The organism is Uliginosibacterium sediminicola (genome assembly GCF_039631295.1).
Taxonomy (GTDB): Bacteria; Pseudomonadota; Gammaproteobacteria; order Burkholderiales; family Rhodocyclaceae; genus Viridibacterium; species Viridibacterium sediminicola.
Genome location: NZ_JBDIVE010000007.1, coordinates 154,424 through 176,392, shown reverse-complemented (window position 1 = coordinate 176,392; position 21,969 = coordinate 154,424). Strand labels below are relative to the sequence as shown.

The 21,969-nt window shown below is 63.4% G+C and carries 21 protein-coding genes; 12 read left to right on the top strand and 9 right to left on the bottom strand.

Annotated elements, in window-relative coordinates:
- The first annotated feature begins 182 nt into the window (after window positions 1-182).
- From bioF to ABDB84_RS13710, 5 genes are read left to right on the top strand one after another with little or no spacing between them, the layout of a single operon-like run.
- Window positions 183-1,367: an 8-amino-7-oxononanoate synthase gene (bioF, locus tag ABDB84_RS13730; RefSeq protein WP_345920314.1), complete on the top strand. Its 1,185-nt coding sequence runs from the start codon at window positions 183-185 to the stop codon at window positions 1,365-1,367.
- Window positions 1,364-2,080: an alpha/beta fold hydrolase gene (locus tag ABDB84_RS13725; protein ID WP_345920313.1), complete on the top strand. Its 717-nt coding sequence runs from the start codon at window positions 1,364-1,366 to the stop codon at window positions 2,078-2,080. The genes bioF and ABDB84_RS13725 overlap by 4 nt, the downstream gene beginning before the upstream one ends.
- The gene (locus tag ABDB84_RS13720; protein WP_345920312.1) at window positions 2,064-2,822 is read left to right on the top strand and encodes a methyltransferase domain-containing protein; all 759 of its coding nucleotides are present in this window, start codon (window positions 2,064-2,066) and stop codon (window positions 2,820-2,822) included. The genes ABDB84_RS13725 and ABDB84_RS13720 overlap by 17 nt, the downstream gene beginning before the upstream one ends.
- Complete coding sequence (bioD, locus tag ABDB84_RS13715; protein ID WP_345920311.1) at window positions 2,819-3,490, top strand: dethiobiotin synthase; 672 nt, start codon at window positions 2,819-2,821, stop codon at window positions 3,488-3,490. The genes ABDB84_RS13720 and bioD overlap by 4 nt, the downstream gene beginning before the upstream one ends.
- A gap of 51 nt (window positions 3,491-3,541) precedes the next feature.
- Window positions 3,542-4,711 (top strand): DUF2863 family protein, encoded by a 1,170-nt coding sequence (locus tag ABDB84_RS13710; protein WP_345920310.1) that lies wholly within the window; start codon window positions 3,542-3,544, stop codon window positions 4,709-4,711.
- Between the two features lie 21 nt (window positions 4,712-4,732).
- On the opposite strand, the gene ABDB84_RS13705 is transcribed toward ABDB84_RS13710, so the two are convergent.
- From ABDB84_RS13705 to ppsA, 5 genes are all read right to left on the bottom strand, one after another.
- Window positions 4,733-5,386 carry a RidA family protein gene (locus tag ABDB84_RS13705; protein ID WP_345920309.1) on the bottom strand — a complete coding sequence of 218 codons (654 nt, stop codon included), beginning with the start codon at window positions 5,384-5,386 and terminating at the stop codon, window positions 4,733-4,735.
- 17 nt (window positions 5,387-5,403) lie between these two features.
- Complete coding sequence (locus ABDB84_RS13700) at window positions 5,404-5,835, bottom strand: bactofilin family protein (RefSeq protein WP_345920308.1); 432 nt, start codon at window positions 5,833-5,835, stop codon at window positions 5,404-5,406.
- A 39-nt stretch (window positions 5,836-5,874) separates the two neighbouring features.
- A complete protein-coding gene (locus ABDB84_RS13695) occupies window positions 5,875-6,189 on the bottom strand; it encodes a hypothetical protein (RefSeq protein ID WP_345920307.1) in 315 nt (104 codons plus the stop codon).
- Window positions 6,190-6,217: 28 nt separating this feature from the next.
- Window positions 6,218-7,183 (bottom strand): M23 family metallopeptidase, encoded by a 966-nt coding sequence (locus ABDB84_RS13690; RefSeq protein WP_345920306.1) that lies wholly within the window; start codon window positions 7,181-7,183, stop codon window positions 6,218-6,220.
- Between the two features lie 259 nt (window positions 7,184-7,442).
- Complete coding sequence (gene ppsA / locus ABDB84_RS13685) at window positions 7,443-9,812, bottom strand: phosphoenolpyruvate synthase (RefSeq protein ID WP_345920305.1); 2,370 nt, start codon at window positions 9,810-9,812, stop codon at window positions 7,443-7,445.
- A gap of 166 nt (window positions 9,813-9,978) precedes the next feature.
- Here ppsA and ppsR point away from each other — a divergent pair, with 166 nt between their 5' ends.
- The 7 genes from ppsR (at window position 9,979) to ABDB84_RS13650 (ending at window position 18,282) form a co-directional block, all read left to right on the top strand.
- Window positions 9,979-10,809 (top strand): posphoenolpyruvate synthetase regulatory kinase/phosphorylase PpsR, encoded by an 831-nt coding sequence (ppsR, locus tag ABDB84_RS13680; protein WP_345920304.1) that lies wholly within the window; start codon window positions 9,979-9,981, stop codon window positions 10,807-10,809.
- Window positions 10,810-10,945: 136 nt separating this feature from the next.
- Window positions 10,946-13,633 (top strand): bifunctional acetate--CoA ligase family protein/GNAT family N-acetyltransferase, encoded by a 2,688-nt coding sequence (locus ABDB84_RS13675; protein WP_345920303.1) that lies wholly within the window; start codon window positions 10,946-10,948, stop codon window positions 13,631-13,633.
- Between the two features lie 30 nt (window positions 13,634-13,663).
- A complete protein-coding gene (locus ABDB84_RS13670) occupies window positions 13,664-14,224 on the top strand; it encodes a DNA-3-methyladenine glycosylase I (protein WP_345920302.1) in 561 nt (186 codons plus the stop codon).
- 110 nt (window positions 14,225-14,334) lie between these two features.
- The gene (locus ABDB84_RS13665) at window positions 14,335-15,189 is read left to right on the top strand and encodes a D-hexose-6-phosphate mutarotase (RefSeq protein ID WP_345920301.1); all 855 of its coding nucleotides are present in this window, start codon (window positions 14,335-14,337) and stop codon (window positions 15,187-15,189) included.
- Between the two features lie 25 nt (window positions 15,190-15,214).
- The gene (locus ABDB84_RS13660) at window positions 15,215-16,300 is read left to right on the top strand and encodes an acyltransferase domain-containing protein (RefSeq protein ID WP_345920300.1); all 1,086 of its coding nucleotides are present in this window, start codon (window positions 15,215-15,217) and stop codon (window positions 16,298-16,300) included.
- 232 nt (window positions 16,301-16,532) lie between these two features.
- Window positions 16,533-17,066: a YajG family lipoprotein gene (locus ABDB84_RS13655; RefSeq protein ID WP_345920299.1), complete on the top strand. Its 534-nt coding sequence runs from the start codon at window positions 16,533-16,535 to the stop codon at window positions 17,064-17,066.
- 139 nt (window positions 17,067-17,205) lie between these two features.
- On the top strand, window positions 17,206-18,282 hold the full coding sequence (locus ABDB84_RS13650) for a hypothetical protein (protein ID WP_345920298.1): 1,077 nt from the start codon (window positions 17,206-17,208) through the stop codon (window positions 18,280-18,282).
- A 760-nt stretch (window positions 18,283-19,042) separates the two neighbouring features.
- Here the strand turns inward: ABDB84_RS13650 and ABDB84_RS13645 are convergent.
- The 4 genes from ABDB84_RS13645 to ABDB84_RS13630 are packed head-to-tail and all read right to left on the bottom strand — an operon-like array spanning window position 19,043 to window position 21,944.
- Window positions 19,043-19,711, bottom strand: a complete 669-nt coding sequence (locus ABDB84_RS13645) for a GntR family transcriptional regulator (protein WP_345920297.1) — start codon at window positions 19,709-19,711, stop codon at window positions 19,043-19,045.
- 1 nt (window position 19,712) lies between these two features.
- Window positions 19,713-20,381 carry an amino acid ABC transporter permease gene (locus ABDB84_RS13640; RefSeq protein ID WP_345920296.1) on the bottom strand — a complete coding sequence of 223 codons (669 nt, stop codon included), beginning with the start codon at window positions 20,379-20,381 and terminating at the stop codon, window positions 19,713-19,715.
- Between the two features lie 3 nt (window positions 20,382-20,384).
- Window positions 20,385-21,065 carry an amino acid ABC transporter permease gene (locus ABDB84_RS13635; protein ID WP_345920295.1) on the bottom strand — a complete coding sequence of 227 codons (681 nt, stop codon included), beginning with the start codon at window positions 21,063-21,065 and terminating at the stop codon, window positions 20,385-20,387.
- A gap of 27 nt (window positions 21,066-21,092) precedes the next feature.
- On the bottom strand, window positions 21,093-21,944 hold the full coding sequence (locus ABDB84_RS13630; RefSeq protein WP_345920294.1) for a transporter substrate-binding domain-containing protein: 852 nt from the start codon (window positions 21,942-21,944) through the stop codon (window positions 21,093-21,095).
- Window positions 21,945-21,969 lie beyond the last annotated feature (25 nt).

Here is a 21,969-nt window from a genome sequence, read left to right as displayed (position 1 = left end):
CCAGAACGGATTCTGTTCTTCACGACAAAGGCGCACTGCGGTGCGCCTTTGTGCTTTCTGAACAGCATCCCGTAGCAGCAAGGCTTGACGGCAGCCCGCCAAGCCTTGCGGGCAGAATCCTCCGCGATCCGTGGCATAACACGATAAAATCTGCCATCCACGTTTCCTTTGCTTGCCCTCCCTTGCACACACCCACGCCGCCCCAATTCCCTCTGCTGGACGCTCTCGATCACGAACTCACTGCCCTCGATGCCCAATCGCTACGTCGCCGCCGGCGCACCGTAGAGTCGGCGTGCGGGCCGCGTGTCGAGGTCGCAGGAGAGACGCTGCTGGCCTTTGCCAGCAATGACTATCTGGGTCTGGCTGCCGATCCGCGTCTGGCCCAGGCGGCGGCGCTCGCCGCGCAGCGCTGGGGTGTCGGCGCCGGCGCCTCGCACCTGGTCAGCGGGCACAGCCGTGCGCACGAGGCGCTCGAAGAAGCGCTGGCCGAATTCACTGGCAACCAGGCGGCGCTGCTGTTTTCCACCGGCTACATGGCCAATATCGCCGTGATGCCAGCGCTGCTCGGCCGCAATGGCGATATTTTTGCCGACCGCCTCAACCACGCCTCGCTGGTCGATGGCGCCCAGCTCGCACGCGCCTCGCTCAATCGCTACGCCCATGTCGACATGGGCATGCTCGCCGCCCAGCTGGCCGCCTCAACAGCGCGCGAAAAGCTCATCGTCAGCGATGCGGTGTTCAGCATGGATGGCAATATCGCGCCGCTGGCGCAGCTGCTGGAGCTGGCCGAGCGCCACAACGCCTGGCTGCTGCTCGACGATGCACACGGCTTCGGCGTGCTCGGCCCGCAAGGGCGCGGCAGCGTGGCCGCAGCGGGTCTGAAGTCTGAGCGCCTGATCTACATGGGCACCCTGGGCAAGGCGGCGGGCGTCTCCGGCGCCTTTGTTGCCGGCTCGCGCAAGCTGATCGACTGGTTACAGCAACGCGCCCGACCGTACATTTTCACCACCGCCATGCCACCGATGCTGGCCGAGGTATTGCTCAGCGCACTGCAGCTGATCGAGGCTGCCGATGATCGCCGCGCCCATCTGACGGCGCTGATCGCGCAGCTGCGTACAGGGCTCGCCGCCCAGCAGAGCCGACTGATGCCGTCGAGTACACCGATCCAGCCGCTGCTGATCGGCGACAATGCCGCCACCCTGGCCGTTGCCGAGGCCCTGCATGCGCGCCAGCTGTGGGTGCCGGCGATCCGTCCGCCAACCGTCCCGGTCGGCGCCGCACGCTTGCGGATCTCGCTGTCGGCCGCGCACAGCCTGGCTGATGTCGATACGCTCTGTCAGGCGCTCAGCGAGATCCTGCCGGCATGAGCAGCCTGGTTCTGCTGCACGGCTGGGGCCTCACACCTGCCGTGTGGCAAGCGCTGCAAGCGGCCTTGCCCAATCAACACAGCATCGCCCTGCATTGCCGCCCGCCGGCGGGCAGCCTCGCTGACTGGGCCGACGCGATCAGCGCAGAGATTCCGCCCGGCAGCGTAGTGCTGGGCTGGTCGCTCGGTGCAATGCTGGCCATGAGCCTTGCCGCACGCCACCCGCAGCACGTGGCCAAGCTGATCCTGATCGCCGCGACGCCACGCTTCGTCCAGTCGGCCGACTGGCCACATGCGCTCGACGCTGCCACGGTGACTGCTTTCCGCCAGAGCTTCACGGCGCAGCCAGCGCGCACACTGAGTCGCTTCATTGCGCTGCAGGCATTCGGCGACGAGGCACGTAGCCAGGTCGCCGCCCAGCTCACGGCAGCGCTGGCTGACGCGCAAGCCGAACACGCCGCGCTCGCCCATGGCCTGCGCCTGCTGGAAGAAAGTGATCTGCGTAGCAGTCTGCCCTCCTCCGGCCTGCCCTGTCTGCTGATTCACGGCCAAGCCGATGCGCTGATGCCGCCGGCGGCCAGCGAATGGCTGGCACAACGCTGGCCGCTGAGTCAGCAGCTGATCCTGCCCGCTGTTGGCCATGCGCCGCATCTCTCCTGCCCGGCGCGGCTGGCGCAGGCTATCGAGTCCTTCCTCAATGCCCAGCCCCGCTGAGAAGCGCAAGATCCGCCAGGCTTTCTCGCGCGCCGCGGCCAGCTACGATCGCGTTGCCCGCGTGCAAAGGCGCATCTGCGACGCCCTGCTCGCACGCCTGGAGCCCGGCGCCAGCGGCATCGCGCTCGACGCTGGCTGCGGCACGGGCTACGCGCTGCCTGCCTTGGCGGCACGCGGCCAGCAATGCATCGCACTGGATCACGCCATCGGCATGCTCAGCGCGCAACACAGCGCGGGCATGTGTGCCGACATCGAACAGCTGCCGCTGCGCGATGCCTGCGTCGCGCAATACTTCAGCAGTCTGGCCTGGCAGTGGATCGATGCCGAAGCTGCGATCCGGGAGGCAGCGCGCGTGCTGCGCCCCGGCGGGCATCTTGCCGTGGCAACGCTGGCACCGGACAGCCTCGCGGAATTGCGCCAGGCGATGCGCCAGGCCGACGGTCGCGAACACGTGCGCAGTTTTGCCGCCGCCGAGCCCTACGCCGCGATGCTGCAAGCCGCTGGCTTCAGCGAGATCCGCATCGAGCGCCAAGTCTTCCAGGATCATGCCGACAACCTGCTGAGCCTGCTGCGCGACCTCAAGGCACTCGGCGCACACACCCTCGATGGCGCGCGCAGCGCCGGCTTCCTGCCACGTGCCGCCCTGCAACGCGCCGCAGCATTTTACGAACAGTACCGCGTCGAGGCCGGCTTGCCGCTGAGCTACGATGTGGTCTTCCTCAGCGCACGACGTACTTCATGAGCCGCACACCGCAATCCCTGTTCGTCACCGGCACCGACACCGATGTCGGCAAAACTTTCATCAGCTGCGCCCTGCTGCATGGCTTTCGCGCGCGGGGCCTGCGCGCGGTCGGCTACAAGCCGGTCGCGGCGGGCGCCAGTCTTTTGGACGGCCAGCTCTGCAATGAAGACGCCCTGCGCCTGCAAGCAGCAGGCAGCCCCGGTTTCAGCCTCGCAGAGATCAATCCGGTCTGTCTGCCCGATGCCTGCTCACCGCACATTGCAGCAGCACGCGCGGGCGTCGTTCTCGAACTCGATCAGCTCGTCGCGGGCTACCAGCAGCTGGCAGCGCAAGCCGACGTGGTGCTGGTCGAGGGCGCCGGCGGCTTCATCGTGCCGCTGAGCGAGACGCTCGACGCCGCGCAGCTGGCGCAAGCGCTGGCGCTGCCGGTGGTGCTGGTGGTCGGCCTGCGCCTGGGCTGTCTCAACCATGCGCTGCTGAGCGCTGAGGCAATCCGCGCACGCGGTCTGCGCCTGGCCGGCTGGGTCGGCAATCTCGTCGATGCGCAGATGCCTTTTGTCGACGCCAATATCGCCACCCTGCGCAGCAAACTCGACGCGCCTTGTCTGGGCATCGTGCCGCGCCTGTCGCAGCCAGATCAAGCCGCCGGCCTGCTCACGCTGCCCTGAAGCGGCGCGCAGGTATACAATCGCGCCCAACTGAAACGGCGGACACGCATCATGAAAAGATCAAGACTGGGGCGCCGCAACGGCTTGCCGCAAGAAGCCGAACAATTGCTGTGGCTGGCCAGCGGACTGGCCGAATCGGGCAGCCGCGCTGAAGACATGTTCTGGGATTCACGCCTGGGCGAGCTGGTCGACAGCCTGCTGCAAGCTGGCGATGAAGAAGTGCTCAATGCTGCGCTCGACCATCTGTTCGCCGCCAATGCCGGCGCCCATGACGCACTGGCCGATGCCATCGAATCGCGTGCCGAGAGCGGCGCCGCCGACCCCTCACATCGTCAGGCCCTGCTGATCGCTGCGCCGGTGCTGTGCTGGTCGCGCTTCAGCATTCCGGCGGCCACCCTGTCGCCGGGCGCGCTGGCCAATCTGCGCGTGCAGCTCGGCGCGCATGTGCTGGCCGACAAGGTCAAGCTGTCGCTGGCCAATGTGCTGTTCAGCCCCGATCAGTTACCGCAGGGCTATTGCGAAACGGCGCGCTTCACGGCCGAACTGGCGCAAGCGGCCGAACGCAACCAGGACTTGAAGATCGATCCGGAAACCCTGCCCGAGACCGCACGCTTTCTCTCCGATGTGCGCTACCTCGTCGGCACCGTCATCGCCGAAGCGGGTGCGCCGATTTTCCGCTGGCAGGAAAAGGACATCAGCCGCGAGCTCGCCGCCACGCAATGGCGCAGCCAGGGCGGCGCCTGCCTGAGCCCGCTGCTGGCCGGTTGCGCGACCGAGCTGGTGCTGCCGGAGGCGTATTTTGCGGCCTGCCGGCAAGCTGATCGCGCCTCGCGTCCGTATTCGGTGCGTGCTTCGGTGGCTTTTCTGGCAACCACGCTCGACATTCCGCCGGCGCGCCTGCGCGCCGTCGTCGCGCCCTTCTTCGACCGCCAGCTGGAGGAATACCGCATTTCCTTCACCGCGCTGGACAACGGCAATGTCATGCACGGCGTGGTGTGGCCGCTGCTCGGCGCCGAAGACGACAACTCCGATGTGCCGCAGCAGATTCAGCAGGTGCTGCGCGACTGCGGTGTGAACGTGATCTTGCAGCTCGATCAGCGCTTCCCGATGGAGTATTGCGACGACTGCGGCTCGCCGATGTACCCCTCACCCGATGGCGAGGCCGTGCATGCCGAGCTGCCGGAGGAGTCGGCCGAACAGGTGCCGCGCCACCTGCACTGAGCGCGGCAGCCCGCACGGCATTTACTTGGCGTTGAGAACCTCGGCGAGGTTCTTGCCGCTCACGCGCACCTGGGCACGCACGGTGCCGCTGTCATCGACCGATTCCGGCTCCACGGCCACCTGGCCGCTGTCGAGCGCCAGTTGCAGGCGCTGCTTGGCCAGATCGCTGCCGGCCGGTACCAGGCTCTCGTCAATACCGAGGACGCGGTACTTGCGCCCTTGATGAAAGAAGGTATAGCCGTCGACGGCATAGGCGCGATCCGGAATCGTGCGCGCCTTCAGATCCGCGCTCTTGCCGCTATCAAGCGGATCTGTCGCCCCGCCATGCAAGGCTGCAGCCTCAGCACCGCTGCACTTGCGCTGGGTGCGATAACCCTTGGAGGTCTTGACCCGCACGTTGCGGCAGCGCGGCGTCTCACGCTCGCTCGCCACGCTGTTATCGGCCCGGGGCACGCTTCGCCCACCCGAACCGCCGGTACTAGCCTTGGATTTGCTGGTTTTCTTGCTTGTCGTGCTCTTCTTGGTGCCGGTCGCCTTCTTGCTAGCCGTCGTCGGCTTTTTCACGCTGGCGGCGCTGCTTTTCTGACTGTTCTTATTGGCCGCTTCGGCCGGCACGCCGGCGGCAAGCGCCAGGACGCAAGCCAGCTTGAGCAGGCAGGGAATGATTTTCCGCATCGAATTCAGATCTCCGCTCAGACGGACTGAGCATTGCTGTGGCTGGAGCTTGCCAGCTCCACCACATTGGAAGTTTCAGTGGACTCGCCAAGCTTGGTCAGGCGGCCATCGACGGACGCACCGCAATCCATGCGCAGCTGACGGTAGCTGATATTACCGGTGACGCGCGCATTGGCCTGCAGTTCGAGAAAGTGTTCAACTTCCAGGTCACCAACGATCACACCATTGATCACCGCATCGTGGCTGCGCACATTGCCGGTGATGCTGCCATGATCGCTGAGCACCAGCAGACTCTTCACACCCGGACGGCTCTGCACATTGCCACGCACATTGCCATCGATGCGCAAACCATCGACGAACACCAGGTCGCCATGTGCTTCCACATTGCTGGCAATGAGACTGGAGAGCTTGGTCAGTTCGATCGATGCGTCTTTCTTTTTGCCAAACATGGTGTGCCTCTGAAGGAAGTGCCCGAAGGTGCGGCGATTTTACTTGGCGGCGCTCTTGCCGCGCTGGCTACGGAAAAAATTCAGCTCCTGCTCAGCCTCACGCAGCGCCTGGGTTTGGGCGTCAATCTGCCGCGCAAGTTCCTCACGCGTCGCCAGCTCCTGCTGCAGGCGCAACTCGCCGAGCTTGAGCTGGCTCTGCAAGGCCTCGATCTCGCGCTGCAGCCTGAGCGGGTCAAGCCCGCCGGAGACGCCACGCAGATCGTGCAGGAACCAGCCGGCGGCCAGGCCGATCAGCAAAGCCAGGGCCAACACCCAGGCGGCACGCTGACGGCGCTGCGGCGACAGTGTGAACACTGCGCTGCTCAGCCGCTGCGTGAGCCGTTCAGGAGCGCGGCGTGGCAGACGCACGAGGGAGCACGCTCGAAAGGTATTGCATGGGATCAATGTAACGACCGTCACGGATAATCTCGAAATGCAGGTGCGGGCCAGTCGAACGACCGGTCGAACCCACGGCGGCAACCTGCTGGCCAGGCACCACGATATCGCCCTCCTTGACCAGCAGACGGGAGGCATGGGCATAGCGGCTGATCAGGCCATTGCCATGGTCGATTTCCAGCACATTGCCGAATTCGTTGTGCCAGCCGGCAAAGCGCACCGTGCCGCCACCGGCCGAATGAATGGCGGTGCCAAGCTCGGCGCGGAAGTCCAAACCGGGGTGAAAGGCCAGATGGCCGGTGATCGGATCGATACGATTGCCGAACGGCGAACCCAGCTCGGCCCCCTGCACCGGGCTGCGGTTGGGCAAGGCCATGTAGGCCACGCTGCGCGGGCTGGACTTCTCATCAATGTGCTGGAGCAGGGTTTTCAAGCAGTCGAGCGAGCCCTCGGCGCGCTTGACGCTCTCCGCACCGGCATCGCTGAGCGAGGCTTTCAGGCCACTGATGTCGCACACCGGCGCCAGCTCAGGGCCACCGGCGGCATCCTTGGGACGTGGTGAGGGGGCAAGAGGGGGTTGTGGCGGCGCAATGCCCGCCTTGTCCAGCTTGTACAGGCTGCCCTGGATCTGTTCGATCCCGCTGAGTTTCTTGAGCAGGCCGCTGGCGTTTCCCTCCAGGGCCATGATGCGCGCCGAGATTTCACCGAGGCGTTGCACGGCGAAGCCGTCACGCTCGGCATCCGCCTGGATCGGGTTAACCGTCTGCTGGCGACCGAGCGCCAGACCGGCGGCAAAAGCCAGGCAACCGACCAGCAGGCAGGCAGCGGCCGCCATGCCGAGCACGCCGTGCAGGCTCACCGCACGCACACCGGCACGCGTAAGGGATCGACTGGATAGCAGAAGCAGTGCCATGTGGCTCCTTCCCCTGGAATATCGAACGCCGAACGGTCAATGACCGTCGCGCCCGGACAGGTCCAATCCGGTACAACCGGATCAGGGCTTGGTTCGGGTAAGCGCGCATTGCCAGACGCAAGTCTGATGCGCAACTACGGGGGCGGAGTTTAGCACGACTCCCGAACTTGGCTTTTAAGGGCGCACAGAGGAGGAGTCCAGCGCGCCGGGCATGAGCGGTCCGTCGTGCGGACCAGCGCATGCCCGGCGGGCGCGTCGATCAGCGCGACGCGTGACTGGCCAGCTTGAGCCAGGTGGAGACGACGGTGTCAGGATTGAGGGAGATGGTCTGGATGCCCTCGTCCATCAGCCACTCGGCGAAGTCGACATGATCCGAAGGGCCCTGACCGCAGATGCCGACATACTTGCCCAGCTTGTTGGCCGACTTGATGGCCATCGACAACAGCTGCTTGACGGCCGGATCACGCTCATCGAAAGCATGGGCGACGAGGCCCGAATCACGGTCCAGGCCCAGGGTGAGCTGGGTCAGGTCGTTGGAGCCGATCGAGAAGCCATCGAAGAATTCGAGGAAGCGATCTGCCAGCAGGGCATTCGACGGGATCTCGCACATCATGATCAGCTTGAGGCCGTTTTCGCCACGGCGCAGGCCATGATCTTCGAGCAGTTCGACTACGCCGCGGGCCTCGTCGAGATTGCGCACGAAGGGCACCATCAGCTGCACATTGGTGAGGCCCATCACATTGCGCACCTGCTTCATGGCCAGGCATTCGAGCTCGAAGCAATCGCGGAAGCTGTGCGCGATGTAGCGCGAGGCGCCACGGAAACCGAGCATCGGATTCTCTTCCTCCGGCTCGTAGGCCTTGCCGCCAAGCAGCTTGCGGTATTCATTGGACTTGAAGTCCGACAGGCGGACGATCACCGGCTTGGGCCAGAAGGCTGCGGCAATCGTCGCCACGCCTTCAGCCAGACGTTCGATGAAGAACTGGCGCGGCGTCGCATAGCCACGCGAACGACGCTCGATTTCCTCGGCCAGGCTGGGCGTGGCCTGGTCGACTTCGAGAATCGCCTTGGGGTGGATGCCGATCATGTTGTTGATGACGAACTCCAGGCGCGCCAGCCCTACACCGCCATTGGGAATCTGCGAGAACTCGAAGGCCAGCTCGGGATTGCCGACGTTCATCATGATCTTCAGCGGGATCTCGGGCATCGCGCCCATGTCGGTGGTCACCACCTCGTAATCGAGGCGGCCACGATAGACGTAGCCGGTGTCGCCTTCGGCGCAGGACACGGTGACGCTCTCGCCTTCTTCGAGCACATCGGTCGCGTCGCCACAGCCGACGATGGCCGGAATGCCCAGCTCACGCGCGATGATCGCGGCGTGACAGGTGCGCCCGCCGCGATTGGTGACGATGGCTGAAGCGCGCTTCATCACCGGCTCCCAGTTCGGGTCGGTCATGTCGGTGACCAGCACATCGCCATCCTGCACGCGGCTCATCTGCGAAGCATCGCTGACCAGACGTACCGGCCCCTGGCCGATCTTCTGCCCAATGGCGCGACCCGAAACGAGCACGCGGCCGTGATGCTTGAGGCGGTATTTCTCCATCACCAGCGAGGAACTCTGCGACTGCACCGTCTCCGGCCGCGCCTGCAGGATGTAGAGCTTGCCATCCTGCCCGTCCTTGCCCCACTCGATGTCCATCGGACGCTCGTAGTGCTTCTCGATGATGCGTGCGTAGCGTGCCAGCTCCAGCACTTCCTTGTCACTCAGCGAAAAGCGGTGACGATCTACTTCGGCGACATCCTGCAGCACCGTGGATTTGCCCGCTTCGCGCTTGTCGGCAAACACCATCTTGATCATCTTGGAGCCGAGGTTACGGCGGATCACCGCCGGATTGCCCAGATCGAGCATCGGCTTGTGCACATAGAACTCGTCGGGATTGACGGCGCCCTGCACCACGGTCTCTCCGAGGCCGTAGGACGAAGTGATGAACACCACATCCTTGAAGCCCGATTCGGTATCCAGCGTGAACATCACGCCGGCCGCGCCGGTGTCGGAACGCACCATGCGCTGCACGCCGGCCGACAAGGCGACTTCGGCGTGGCGGAAGCCCTTGTGCTCGCGATAGGAAATCGCACGGTCGTTGTAGAGCGAGGCGAACACTTCCCGCATGGCGTGGAGGATGTTCTCGAAGCCTGAGATGTTGAGGAAAGTCTCTTGCTGGCCAGCGAAAGATGCGTCGGGCAGGTCTTCTGCCGTCGCCGAGGAGCGCACCGCGAAGCTGCCCTCGCCTTCGGCCACCAGACGTTCGTAATGCGTGCGGATGTCCGCTTCCAGTTGCGCCGGCAGCGGCGTTTCCATGATCCATTGGCGGATCTGCGCGCCGGTCCTGATCAGCGCTTCAACATCGTTGATGTCGAGCGACTCCAGCGCGGCGCGGATGCGCTCGGCCAGGCCATTGGTGGCGAGGAACTCGCGATACGCAAAAGCCGTGGTCGCAAAACCACCGGGAACCCGCACACCCGCTGCCGAGAGCTGGCTGATCATCTCGCCCAGCGAGGCATTCTTGCCGCCTACCTGCTCCACATCGGTCATGCGGAGCGATTCAAAAGGAATGACGTAAGAACTCATGCGGGCACCTCGATCTGGGGTCAAAAAATGCCGGTTATATGCTTCAATCAGTTGCATCCGGCTCTGATCGCAAGCATTCTATAGATCTATTTTTGTGCACTGCATGAGAGCTTACCCCAACCGCCGTGCCATGAAGCCCGTCTAGTCCAGATAGAGGATATACACGATGGACAACAAGCCAAGAAGGACCGTTTTCTTCGTTTCCGACGGTACGGGCATCACCGCCGAAACGCTCGGACACAGCCTGCTGGCGCAGTTTCCGGACTGCAGCTTCCGCCAGGTGCGGGCACCTTTCATCGATTCGCTGGACAAGGCCATCGACTGTGCGCGCAGCATCCGCGAGGCGATGAAGCGTGACGGCGCCCGGCCAATTGTGTTCAGCACCCTGGTGCAGAACGACATCATTGCTGCACTGCACGAAGGTGATGCGCAGTTCATCGACCTGTTCGGCACCTTCATCGCGCCGCTGGAAGTGGAACTCGGCGTCAAATCCACCCATGCGGTCGGCCGCTTCCACGGCATCGCCGAGAGCGAGGATTACAAGACGCGCATCGAAGCGATCAACTTCACCCTCGCGCATGATGATGGAATCACCGACAAGAACCTCGAAGAAGCCAATGTCATCCTCGTCGGTGTATCCCGTTCGGGCAAGACGCCGACCAGCCTTTATCTGGCCATGCAATACGGCGTCAAGGCGGCCAACTATCCGCTGATCCCCGAAGACTTCGAACGCAACAAGCTGCCCGGCGAGTTGCAGCGCTTCCGTGGCAAGCTGTTCGGGCTGACCATCAACCCCGAACGCCTCTCGCAGATCCGCCAGGAACGGCGCCCCAACAGCCGCTACGCCGCCATCGAGAACTGTCAGTCCGAGATCGAATCAGCGCAGCGCCTGATGCGCCGCGAAGGCATTCCCTTCCTCGATTCGACGACCCGCTCGATTGAAGAAATCTCGGCCAAGATCCTGCAAGAAATCCGCTTCGGCAAGCCGGTTTACTGAATCGCCGCTGCGCCTGCGGAAAACCCTTAGCACTGCAGCATCGAGCAGCTGGGCGCACTGCTTTGCTTGATCCGAATCAAGCAGGCTGTGCCAGAATCATTGACAGTTAGCTGCTACAGGAGCCGGGGGCCGCCTCATGGATGAGAAGCACTATCTTTCGCCGCTTTTCGAACCACAGAGTGTCGCCATCATCGGCGCCACCGAGCGTGAGGGCGCGCTGGGCCAGGTGCTGATCCGCAATATGCGCCAGGCGCAGTTCAAGGGCACGCTGTACGCCGTCAATCCCAAATACACGGCGGTGCAGGAGGTCAAGTGCTATCCGCATATCGGTGATGTGCCGGGCAAGGTCGATCTGGCCGTCATCGCCACGCCGGCCAGCACGGTGCCGGATGTCATCGCCGAATGCGGCAAGGCCGGTGTGCGCTCTGCGGCGGTGCTCTCCGCCGGCTTTGGCGAGAGCGGCGCCGCCGGCGCCCGGCTGGAAATGGATGCCGTGCGCAATGCGCGCAAATACGGCATGCGCCTGCTCGGGCCCAACAGCCTGGGCGTCGCCCGCCCCGCGCGGGGCCTCAATGCGACTTTCGCCCATGGTCAAGCAATCAGTGGCTCGATCGGCTTCATCTCGCAATCGGGCGCGCTCTGCGCGGCAATTCTCGATTACGCGCAGCCCAACCAGGTCGGCTTTTCGAATGTGGTCTCGCTGGGCATGTCCAGCGATCTGGATTTCGGCGAAATCCTCGACTACATGGTCTGGGATTTCCGCACCGAGAGCATCCTGCTCTACATCGAAGGCATCCGCGATGCGCGTCGTTTCCTCTCCGCCCTGCGCGCGGCTGCACGCGCCAAACCGGTGATGCTGCTCAAGGTCGGCCGTCACCCGGTCGGCCTGCGCGCAGCCCAGGTACATACCGGCGTCAATGCCGGTGACGATGCGGTGTTCGACGCCGCCCTGCGCCGTGCCGGCGTGATCCGCCTGTACAACCTCAGCCAGCTGTATGCCGCCAGCAAGGCGCTGTTTGCGCACTTCCGCCCGCGCGGCAATCGCCTCGCCATCATCACCAATGGCGGCGGCCCCGGCGTGATGGCGGCAGACCGCGCCGGCGATCTGGGCATTCCGCTGGCCGAGCTGTCGACCGCCACGCTGACTCGGCTCGACAGCATCCTGCCGCCGCACTGGTCGCTCGATAATCCCATCGATCTGATCGGCGATTCGGATCCGGACCGTTACGCCGGCGCGCTGGCCGCCCTGCTCGACGATGAACATGTCGATGGCGTACTGTGCCTGCTCACCCCGCAGGCGATGACACGGCCGACCGAGGTTGCTCAGCGCGTCATCGAACAATACAAGCGCACCGAAAAGCCCATCCTCACCTGCTGGCTTGGCGACGACCAGACGCGCGAAGCACGCGAAGCTTTCCGCATCGCCGGCATTCCCAGCCTGCGCACGCCGGAGACGGCGGTCGAGCTGTTCTCGCACATCAGCGCCTATTACCGCAACCAGCGCCTGCTCACCCAGGCGCCCGCCCCGCTGGTCGATGCGCACGAGCCGCTGACCGGCGCGGCGCGCCTGATCATCGACACCGCGCTAGCGCGCCGCCGTACCACCTTGCTGCGCCAAGAGACGATGGCCATCCTCGCCGCCTTCCACATGCCCATCGTGCCGATGCAGGTCGCGCACTCGGCCGAAGAGGCTGGCGAGATGGCCAAGCAGGCCGGCTTTCCGGTGATCATGCGGCCCAATCTGCCGGTGCCCGGCACGCGCGGCGCGGTGCTCACGCGCAAGAACCTCGCCAGCCTCGCCGCCACCTACATGGCTTACGAAGAGCTCACGCTCGAACTGCGCGGCCGCATGCCCGAGGCGCTCGCGCACGGCATCTGCGTCGAGACCATGGTCGAGCGCGAGTACTCGCGTTCGCTGATGCTGCGCGTGTGGCGCGATCCGGTGTTCGGCCCGGTGATCGGCTTCGGCGAGCGCAGCCTGGACCCGCAATACTGGCCCGACCGCGCCGTCGCCCTGCCGCCGCTCAATGCCTTTCTGGTGCACGACCTGATCAGCGGCACCCGCGCCGCCAAGATCATGGGCCCCTACGCCGGCATGCCGGCGGCGCGCATAGATTTGCTCGAAGACATCCTGCTGCGCGTCTCCGCCCTGGTCTGCGAGCTGCCGTGGATTCGCGCGCTGGAGATCAACCCGCTGTTCGTCGACGAGCGCGAAGCGATGATTGCCGATGCCAGCATCGAAGTCGGCCAGATTCCGCCCGGCGCCGGCGCCTACGACCACATGGCGATCCACCCTTACCCGAGCACCCTCATCTCGCACTGGCAGCTGCGCGACGGCACGCCGGTGCTGATCCGCCCGATGAAGCCCGAGGACGCCGAGCTGGAGCAAGACTTCGTGCGCAAGCTCTCGCCCGAGACGCGCTACTTCCGCTTCATGAGCGCGCTGCGCGAACTCTCGCCCAGCCTGCTCGCCAAGCTCACCCAGATCGACTACGACCGCGAGATCGCCCTCATCGCCCTGATCGAACAGGAAGGCGAAACGGTGCAGGTCGGCCTCAGCCGCTACGCCACCAATCCCGACGCCACCAGCTGCGAATTCGCCGTCGTCGTCGCTGACGAATTCCAGCACAGCGGCGTTGGCCGCTACCTGATGGAACGCCTGATCGACACCGCCCGTGCGCGCGGCCTGCAGCAGATGAAGGGCGTTTTCCTGTCGAGCAACGAGCGCATGCTGCGCTTTGTGAAGCATCTTGGATTTGAATTGCACAGCGACCCGGAGGATCATTCGCTCAAGCACGGCGTGCTGCAGTTGCAGCAGCGCTGAATCGAGCCCACGAAAACAAGGAACTCCTGGATGAGCACACGCTGTACATGGCCCGGCAATGACCCGCTTTACCTCGCCTACCACGATGAAGAATGGGGCGTACCGGTCCACGATGATCGCAAGCTCTTCGAATTCCTGATTCTCGAGGGCGCGCAAGCCGGCCTCTCCTGGATCACCGTGCTGCGCAAGCGCGAGAACTACCGTAAAGCCTTTGCCGGCTTCAACCCGCAGCGCGTGGCCAGCTTCAACGACACCGACATTACCCGGCTGATGGCCAACGAAGGCATCATCCGCAACCGCCAGAAAATCCAGTCGGCCATCCTCAACGCGCAGGGCTTCCTCAAGATCCAGGCCGAATTCGGCAGTTTCGATCAGTACCTGTGGGGTTTCGTCAGCGGCAAGCCGATCATCAATCACTGGCAAAGCGGCCAGGTTCCGGCGCGCAGCGAGATCTCCGACGCCCTCTCGCGCGACCTGCAGCAACGCGGCTTCAAGTTTGTCGGCAGTACCATTTGCTACGCCTACATGCAGGCCATCGGCATGGTCAATGACCACACCACCGACTGCTTCCGCCACGCCGAGCTGGCCTAAGCTCGCCTGCAGCACTCCAGCGCCCGCCCACGCAGCCAGAGCGGGCGCGGCCGGCACCGCAGGTATAATCGGCCGCATTGCCGCACCCATCCGCACGGAGCCACACCCGCATGAGCAGTCCAGTCAGCCAGCCGCAACGCATCGATTTCCACGGCATGCCCGCCATCCACCTGCGCGCGCCCGACGGCGCCGAAGCCATCGTGATGGAGCACGGCGCCCACATCGTGTCCTGGAAGCCCGCCGGCGGCGTCGAACGCCTCTACCTCTCGCCCGATGCGGTCTTTTCCGAAGGCAAGGCGATCCGTGGCGGCGTGCCGGTGATCTTCCCGCAATTCGGTGACCGTGGCCCGCTGCAAGGCCATGGCTTTGCGCGCAACCAGGTGTGGGAAGTGGTCGCCAGCCGCGCCGGCGAGGATCACGCCATGGCCCACCTGTGCCTGCGCGATTCCGACGCCAGCCGCGCCCTCTGGCCGCATCAATTCCTGCTGGAGCTGACGCTGAGCATCTCCGGCGCGCGCCTCGACATCGAACTCGAATGCAGCAATCCCGGCAGCGAGCCCATCTCCTTCATGGCCGCGCTGCACACCTACCTCGCCGTGCGCGAGGTCGAACAAGCCAGCCTGCAAGGTCTGCACGGCCAGCGCTACTACGACGCGGTGAAGAAGAAGGACATGCGCGAAACCGGCACCGAGCTGGTGATCGAAGAGGAAACCGACCGCGTCTACTTCGACACCCGCAACCCGCTGCTGCTCAAGGAGCCACATCGCGCACTGGCCATCCAGTCCGAACGACTCCCCGACACCGTGGTCTGGAATCCCTGGGTGGAACGCAGCATCAAGTTCAGCGACTTCCCCGACAAGGGCTTCCGCCACATGCTCTGCGTCGAAGCCGCCACCATCGAGCACCCGGTCCAGCTCGCCGCGCAACACAGCTGGTGGGGCCGCCAGACCCTGATGGCGCTCTGATCCGCCCGCCCGCGCTCACGCAGGCATGAGCCCGCCCATCCTGCCCGGCGCCGCCGCCAACGTACAAGACGCGCCGCCCGCTGAACACGGCGCGGCGCTCGCCCAGCCGCACGGCCCGGCTTTCATCTACGCCGGCAACGGCGCGCAGTGGGACGGCATGGGCCGCGCCCTGCTCGACGAGCCCCTGTTTGCCGACAGCCTGCGCGAGATCGACGCCCACTTCACGCCGCTCGCCGGCTATTCACTGACGGACGAGCTGGCCGGCCGCAATGGCGCCGCCCGCTACGCGCTGACCGAAGTCGCCCAGCCGGCGCTGTTCGCCATCCAGGTCGGCATTACCCGCCTGCTGCAGCACCACGGCTTTAGCCCCATCGTCGTCGCTGGCCACAGCGTCGGCGAAGTCGCCGCCGCCTGGGCCGCCGGCGCGCTGACACTGCGCGACGCCATCGAGCTGATCCACCGCCGCAGCGCCCTGCAAGCCACCACACGCGGCGCCGGCCAGATGTGCGCCGTAGCGCTCGACGCCGCCACCACCGAGTCCCTTCTGCGCGCCGAGCTGCTGCAAGGCGAACTCGTCATCGCTGGCATCAACAGCCCGCAAGCCGTCACCCTCGCCGGCCCCGCCGCCGCGCTCGACGCCTTTGAAGCACGCCTGCGCGCAGACGGCATCCAGCACAAACGCCTGGCTCTCGACTACGCCTTCCACAGCCCGGCGATGGACGCCACGCGCCAAGCCATCCTCGACGCGCTGCGCGAGCTGCCGCGCCACAACACAAGCATTCCTTTCGTCTCCGCCGTCAGCGGCGGCCCGCTGCCCGGCAGCGCGCTCGACGCCCAATACTGGTGGCAAAACATCCGCCAAGCCGTGCTCTTCAACGCCGCCATCAATCAGCTGATCGCCGACGGCATCAACATCTTCGTCGAAATCGGCCCCCACCCCATCCTGCGCGGCTACATCAACGACTGCTGCGCCCACACCCAACACCCCGCCACCATCCTCGCCACCCTCAGCCGCAAACACGACAACTTCAGCGCGCTCGAAAGCTGCATGGCGCGCATGCGGACTGCGGGGGTGGTGCCGATGGGTGATGCGGACTCCGCGCAGCGCTGACGCAACACGCCGGCGTTCTCGCCCAGACTGAATATTGATCAAGCTTAAACGCTGAGCGTTTTACGGCGCAGGTGCGCCCTTGCGCCGCCGCCCCGGATGCCAAGGTGATACATTCGCTACGCCTGCCATCAGCACCGTGCAAACGCTTGCAAGGCGAAGTCTTGCCCAGCTAGCGATGCCATCGGTAGCGCACTCAAATACACGAACTGACAAAAAGGAAAATGGAGAAAACATGAAACCAATGCTCTTGGCCCTCGCGGCCTCCGCAACTTTTCTGGCAGGCTGCACCTACAACGTTGCGCCTTACGGAGCTTCGGTAGAGAACGTGGGCGCCATCAAGGCCTACAAGTTGAAACCGGTTTCTATCGGCAAGTTTGAATCGAGCCGCCCCGGAAACGCCTCGATCACCTGCCGCGCAGCCGGCCCCGTCACGGTCTCCCCCAGCTTTGAGTCCTATATCGAAAAAGCCTTTGTCGACGAATTAAAGCTCGCCGGTATTTACGACCCCTCCTCGCCATTGGTACTGAGCGGAAAACTGGAGAAGGTGGACTTCAGCTCGGGCATCACCGATGGCAGCTGGAGCTTTACCCTGACCGTCACCAATGCACGCAAGGAGAGCTTCACGACCGAATCGAAATTCAGCTTCTCCGGTAGCTTCGTCGCAGAAAAAGCCTGCCAGGAAGTCGCCCAAGCCTTTGGCCCGGCTGTTCAAAAGCTCGTCAGCGACGTCGTCCGCGACCCCAAATTCCCGCGCATCGCCAACTGAGCACGTCACAGCAAATCCCGAATCCTCGGACGGCGAAATGAAACACATTCCGAGATTCGGGAACGATGGGGGCGATGGTTTGAGTCAGGTGCAATAACTGAAGGGCATTGCACCGGATGCTGATTGCAAAGATACTGGGGTGAAGTGCGCCGAAATCTGGTGCAATGCGCTAGCGCTTATTGCGCCCTACGGGCTAAAGAGAGAACTTGTTCGAGGCGACACCTTTGGCGCGGCCTTAACTCCACCGTTAGCAGCTACAGGTACCACTGTGAGTATTCTAAAGAACGCTGTCGATTCAATAGCCATTGGCCTTGAAGACTATTCCTCGCCAGATCAACGACGAATTCTTTCTTGCACGAGAAATGTATTCGCAGGAATCTTACTTCTGTTTAAACACAAGCTGAGCCTTTTAAGCCCCCTAAGCTCTGACGAGGCCCTGATCAAGCAGCGAGTTTTGCCCGTTCTTGATGAAAACGAACACGTGGAATGGAAAGGAAAAGGCAGCAAAACAGTTGACGTACAAGGCATTAAGGAGCGATTTGAGTCGCTAAAAATAGATGTCGATTGGAAGCGAATCGAAAAGATAAATAGCTTTCGCAACGACATCGAACACTACTTTAGCAATTTGAAGCACGAAGCCATTCAATCATTGCTCTCTGACACTTTTTTAATCATTAACGACTTCATACGAAAACATCTCAATAAAGACCCGAAGGAGTTGTTGGGAGACGAGGCATGGTCTGTGCTGATTGAAGTAAATGAGGTGTACGAAAGGGAGAGAGAAGAGTGTCTTTCAGCACTCCAATCGCTTAATTATTTTGATGATGAAATCCTCGTCGCATTTGAAAAATACTCTTGTGAAGAGTGCGGTTCTGGTTTGATCTTGTCATCCGTTGCCGGAAGCGAAGCCATAAACTCTAATTTCACATGCAAGTCGTGTGGAAAAATGCTTACCTATGAAGAGTTGGTAAACAAGGCTGTCACTGACCACTACAGCTATGAGGTTTATTTGTCTCACACTGACGGAGGGGGCTCACCGTTGGCGGATTGTCCTCAATGCGGGGGTTCGTACCTGTACGAGCGAGGCATATGTGCATCCTGTGGGCATACGTCAGAGCACACCTGTCAGCGATGTAGTTCAACAATTGCGCCCGAAGAACTGTTTTTCGCTCCTTTTTGCGGGTACTGCGCACATGTGATGTCAAAAGATGACTGATGCTGCTAACAATTCAATCCAAGGCCGTAAGTCGGGATGATTAAAACACTGCGGCAGGTCGGAAAAGCGAAACGCCTTCCGACATTCGAGAATGATTTGTAACGCAGACCTGAATTGGATGGCACAAACGTCGGAAGGCGCCTGCGGCTTTTCCGACCTACCGCCGTCATGGTCTGCTTTCTATTCTTCGACCGTCCCTACTCAGCTTGGCAGCCCTCTCCCGGCGCTCTCGCGCCACCCGCTCGCGGGAGAGGGGAAAAGCCGCCTCTCTGCGGCCCGCCTCACAGCCTCATCGCATCTGCGCGAGCACCCGCAGAAACAAGCACCTTCGCGGCTCTTTGCGGGCCTTCACGCCTTTGCGGTGAAGCCTTTGTTTTCAAGCTCAGCACACCACAAGCCGTTCGTGCAGAGTGCCGGGCGGAGCCCGGTGTATCGAGGCACGCGATCAATGAAGTTAGGCTCCGCCGGCAGCCCTCGATACGCGCCTGCAGCGCACTCGGGCCGAACGGGTGTTTGTATGTGCAGGCCGAATGCCCTCCCGGCGCTCCGCGCCCCCCTCTCCCGCTCACGGGAGAGGGAAAAATGTCCTTCTCTGCACCCCCGCCTCACAGCCTCATCGCATCTGCGCGAGCACCCGCAGAACAAACACCTTCGCGGCTCTTTGCGGGTCTTCGCGCCTTTGCGGTGAAAGATTTTAAGCTTGCACTCCACGAGAGCCCGTGCAGTGCGCCCCAGGCACCTGCCCCATGGCAACGAGGGCTCAGCCAGCGCTGGTCTGGATGGTGGCGAGGCCGCGGTCGAGGTGGGTGTTGAGTTCGTCGATCATCTCGCTGAGGCTCTCGCCCAGGGCGCAATCGAGGAAGCGGCGGTGATTGGCTTCGAAGTCGGGTTTGGGGGCGAGCGAGATCTGGCAGATGGCGAAGCCGAGTTGGATTTTCTGGCTCATCTGTTGCCAGAAGCTGGGCATCAGGTGGTTGCCGCACATCTCGAATACCAGGCCGTGAAAATCGGCTTCGGTGCGGATTTTTTCGCTGAGTTCATCGCGCCGGATGGCGTCCTGCATGCGTGCGAAGCGCTGCTGCAGCGCGTCGCGGAAGCGCTCGTCGCGCTGCGGCCAGATCCGTGTGTAGGCCTGGATTTCCAGGGCGCGGCGCATCTCGTAGACGTCGTGCAGCATCTGCGCATTCATCCCCGCGACAAAGGCGCCGGCATACGGGCGATTGGTCACCAGGCCGGCCTCGACCAGCTCGCGAATCGCTTCGCGCAGCAAGCCACGGCTGACGCCCAGTTGCGCTGTCAGGCGGCTTTCCACCAGCTGGGTGCCGGGTACGATCTGGCCGCTGATGATGGCCTGGCGCAGCGTCGCGGCGACCTGGTCGCGCCGGGTCTGCGCTGGGACGGGGGCAAGGCTTGCGAAGAGATCGTTCATGTCAGGCGCGCTGTGAGGCAAAGCGCTTTTCCAGTCGTGCGGCGAGGTAGCTGCCGGGGTAAATCAGCAGGAAGTAGATCAGCGCCACGGCGCTGAGGATTTCCAGCGGGCGATAAAAGGCGGATGACAGGGCGCGGCCCTGGTACATGAGTTCCTGCACCGTGATGACCGAGGCGATGGACGTATTTTTGCACAGTTCGATTGCGCGGTTGGTGAAGGCTGGCAGCATGCGGATGAAGGCTTGCGGCACGATGATGCGGCGCAAGGCCTGGGTGCTGCTCATGCCCAGCGCACGTGCGCCTTCCCATTGCCCTTGGGGCAGCGAGGCGATGCCGCCGCGAAAGATCTCCGAGCAGTACGCCGAGGCGTTGAGAATCAAGCCGGCCAGCGCAGCGCTGACCGGACTGAGCTGAATGCCGGTGATGATCGGAAAGGCATAGAAGAACCAGATCAGCTGGATCATCACCGGCGTATTCCTGAAGATCTCGACATAGGCTCGGGTCAGCAGCCGCAGGCTGCGGTGCCGGGTGCGACTCCCCAGGGAGAGGATCAGGCCGATGCACAAGGCAGCCGGAAAGGCGATGCTCCACAGCAAGGCGGTCATGCCGACGCCCTTGAGCAGCACCGTGTAGTTCTGCACGACGGCCGAGAAGTCCCAGACGAAGTCCATGGCCTAACTCGCGAGCAGGCCGCCGGCCCGCGCCAGGCGTCGTTCGATGCAATGCGCGCCGAGGCTGAGGACGAACAGGGCGATGAAGAAAATGGCGGCCACCACGGTATAGACCTCCAGCGGGCGGAAAGTGATCGAATTGACCTGCATCGCCTGATACAGCAGATCGGAGTACGCCAGGGTCGAGGCCAGCGCCGTGGTCTTGATCAGCTCGAAGCTGCGTTCCATGAAGGGGGGCAGCATGCGCTGCAAGGCTTGCGGCAGGATCACCCGCCGCAGCGCCTGGGCGCTGCGCATGCCGAGCGCGCGAGCGCCTTCCCACTGCCCGCGCTCAATCGACTGGACGCCGCCGCGAAACACCTCGGCATAGAAGGCGCCCGATTGCGTGGACAGCGCGAGAATCGCGGCCAGATACGGGTCAAGACTGACTTTGAGCAGCACCGGCAAGGCGTAGAACGCCCAGAAGAAATGCACGATGGGCGGTGTGTTGCGGTACCACTCGATGAAGGCCAGCGCCGGCCAGCGCAGCAGCGCGCGGCTGGACATGCGCATCGCCGCCAGCACGGCGCCGATCAGCACCCCGACGAGGATCGCCACCACGGCAATGCGCAGCGAGCCCAGGGCGCCGTCGAAGAGCATCTGGCGATACTCCCAGACGGCGGCGAAGTCCCATTGATAATTCATCTGAGCGCGTTCCGGCGAGGGTCCGGCTTATTTCTCGAGCGCTTCGCGGGTCACGCCCGGTTGCTTGCTCGGGTCCAGGCCCTTGGACTTGAGGTACTGCGTGTACAGGCTCTCGGTGGTGCCGGAGTTGTAGAGCTTGTCAAACTGCACATCGAGCAGATCCTTGAAGGCGCTGTCGCTCTCCTTGCGGATGCCGGCACTGGTCGGCAGCGCGACTGCGGGTTTGGGGATGTACACGGCACCCTTGTGGATCTTCGAATAGGCAATGGCCAGCGCCGGATGGTAGAAGCCGATGGCATCAACACGACCGGCATTGAAGGCGGCGACCGTCTCGTCGGTATTTGTGAAGCGCTCGATCTTGGCGTTCGGCAGGCGCTTGGTGAGATCACGGTCGGTTGCCGTACCCAGCGCCACGCCGATGCGGATATCGGCCTTGTTCAGGTCTTCCCAGTTCTTGACGACCAGGCCATCCTTGGCCAGCACACCTTGCGCGTACCAGAGCAAGGGCTTGCTCGGGAAGTCGATGGCGCGCTTGCGTTCCTCGGTCGCGTCGAGCACCAGCATGATGTCGATCTGGCCGGACTGCAGCGCGGCCACACTATTGCCCCAGGTCGTTTCGACGGGCACCAGCTTCACATTCAGGCTCTTCGCCAGCTGCTCGCCGATGAGCACACCGAGGCCGGTCCACTGCCCGGAATTGGGATCGCGGAAATACCAGGGATCGCCCGGCGCAACGCCGATGCGCAGCTCACCCGTTTGCTTGATTTTCTGCAGGCTGGAGCTTTGCGCCATCACCGGCGCAGCCAGGCTCAGGCTCAGCACGGCCAGCAGCGCCAGTGCCAGACGCCGCCAGAGCAGCAAAGCGAAATTCGTTTTCATGCGTGATCTCCCAGAAAGAAACAAA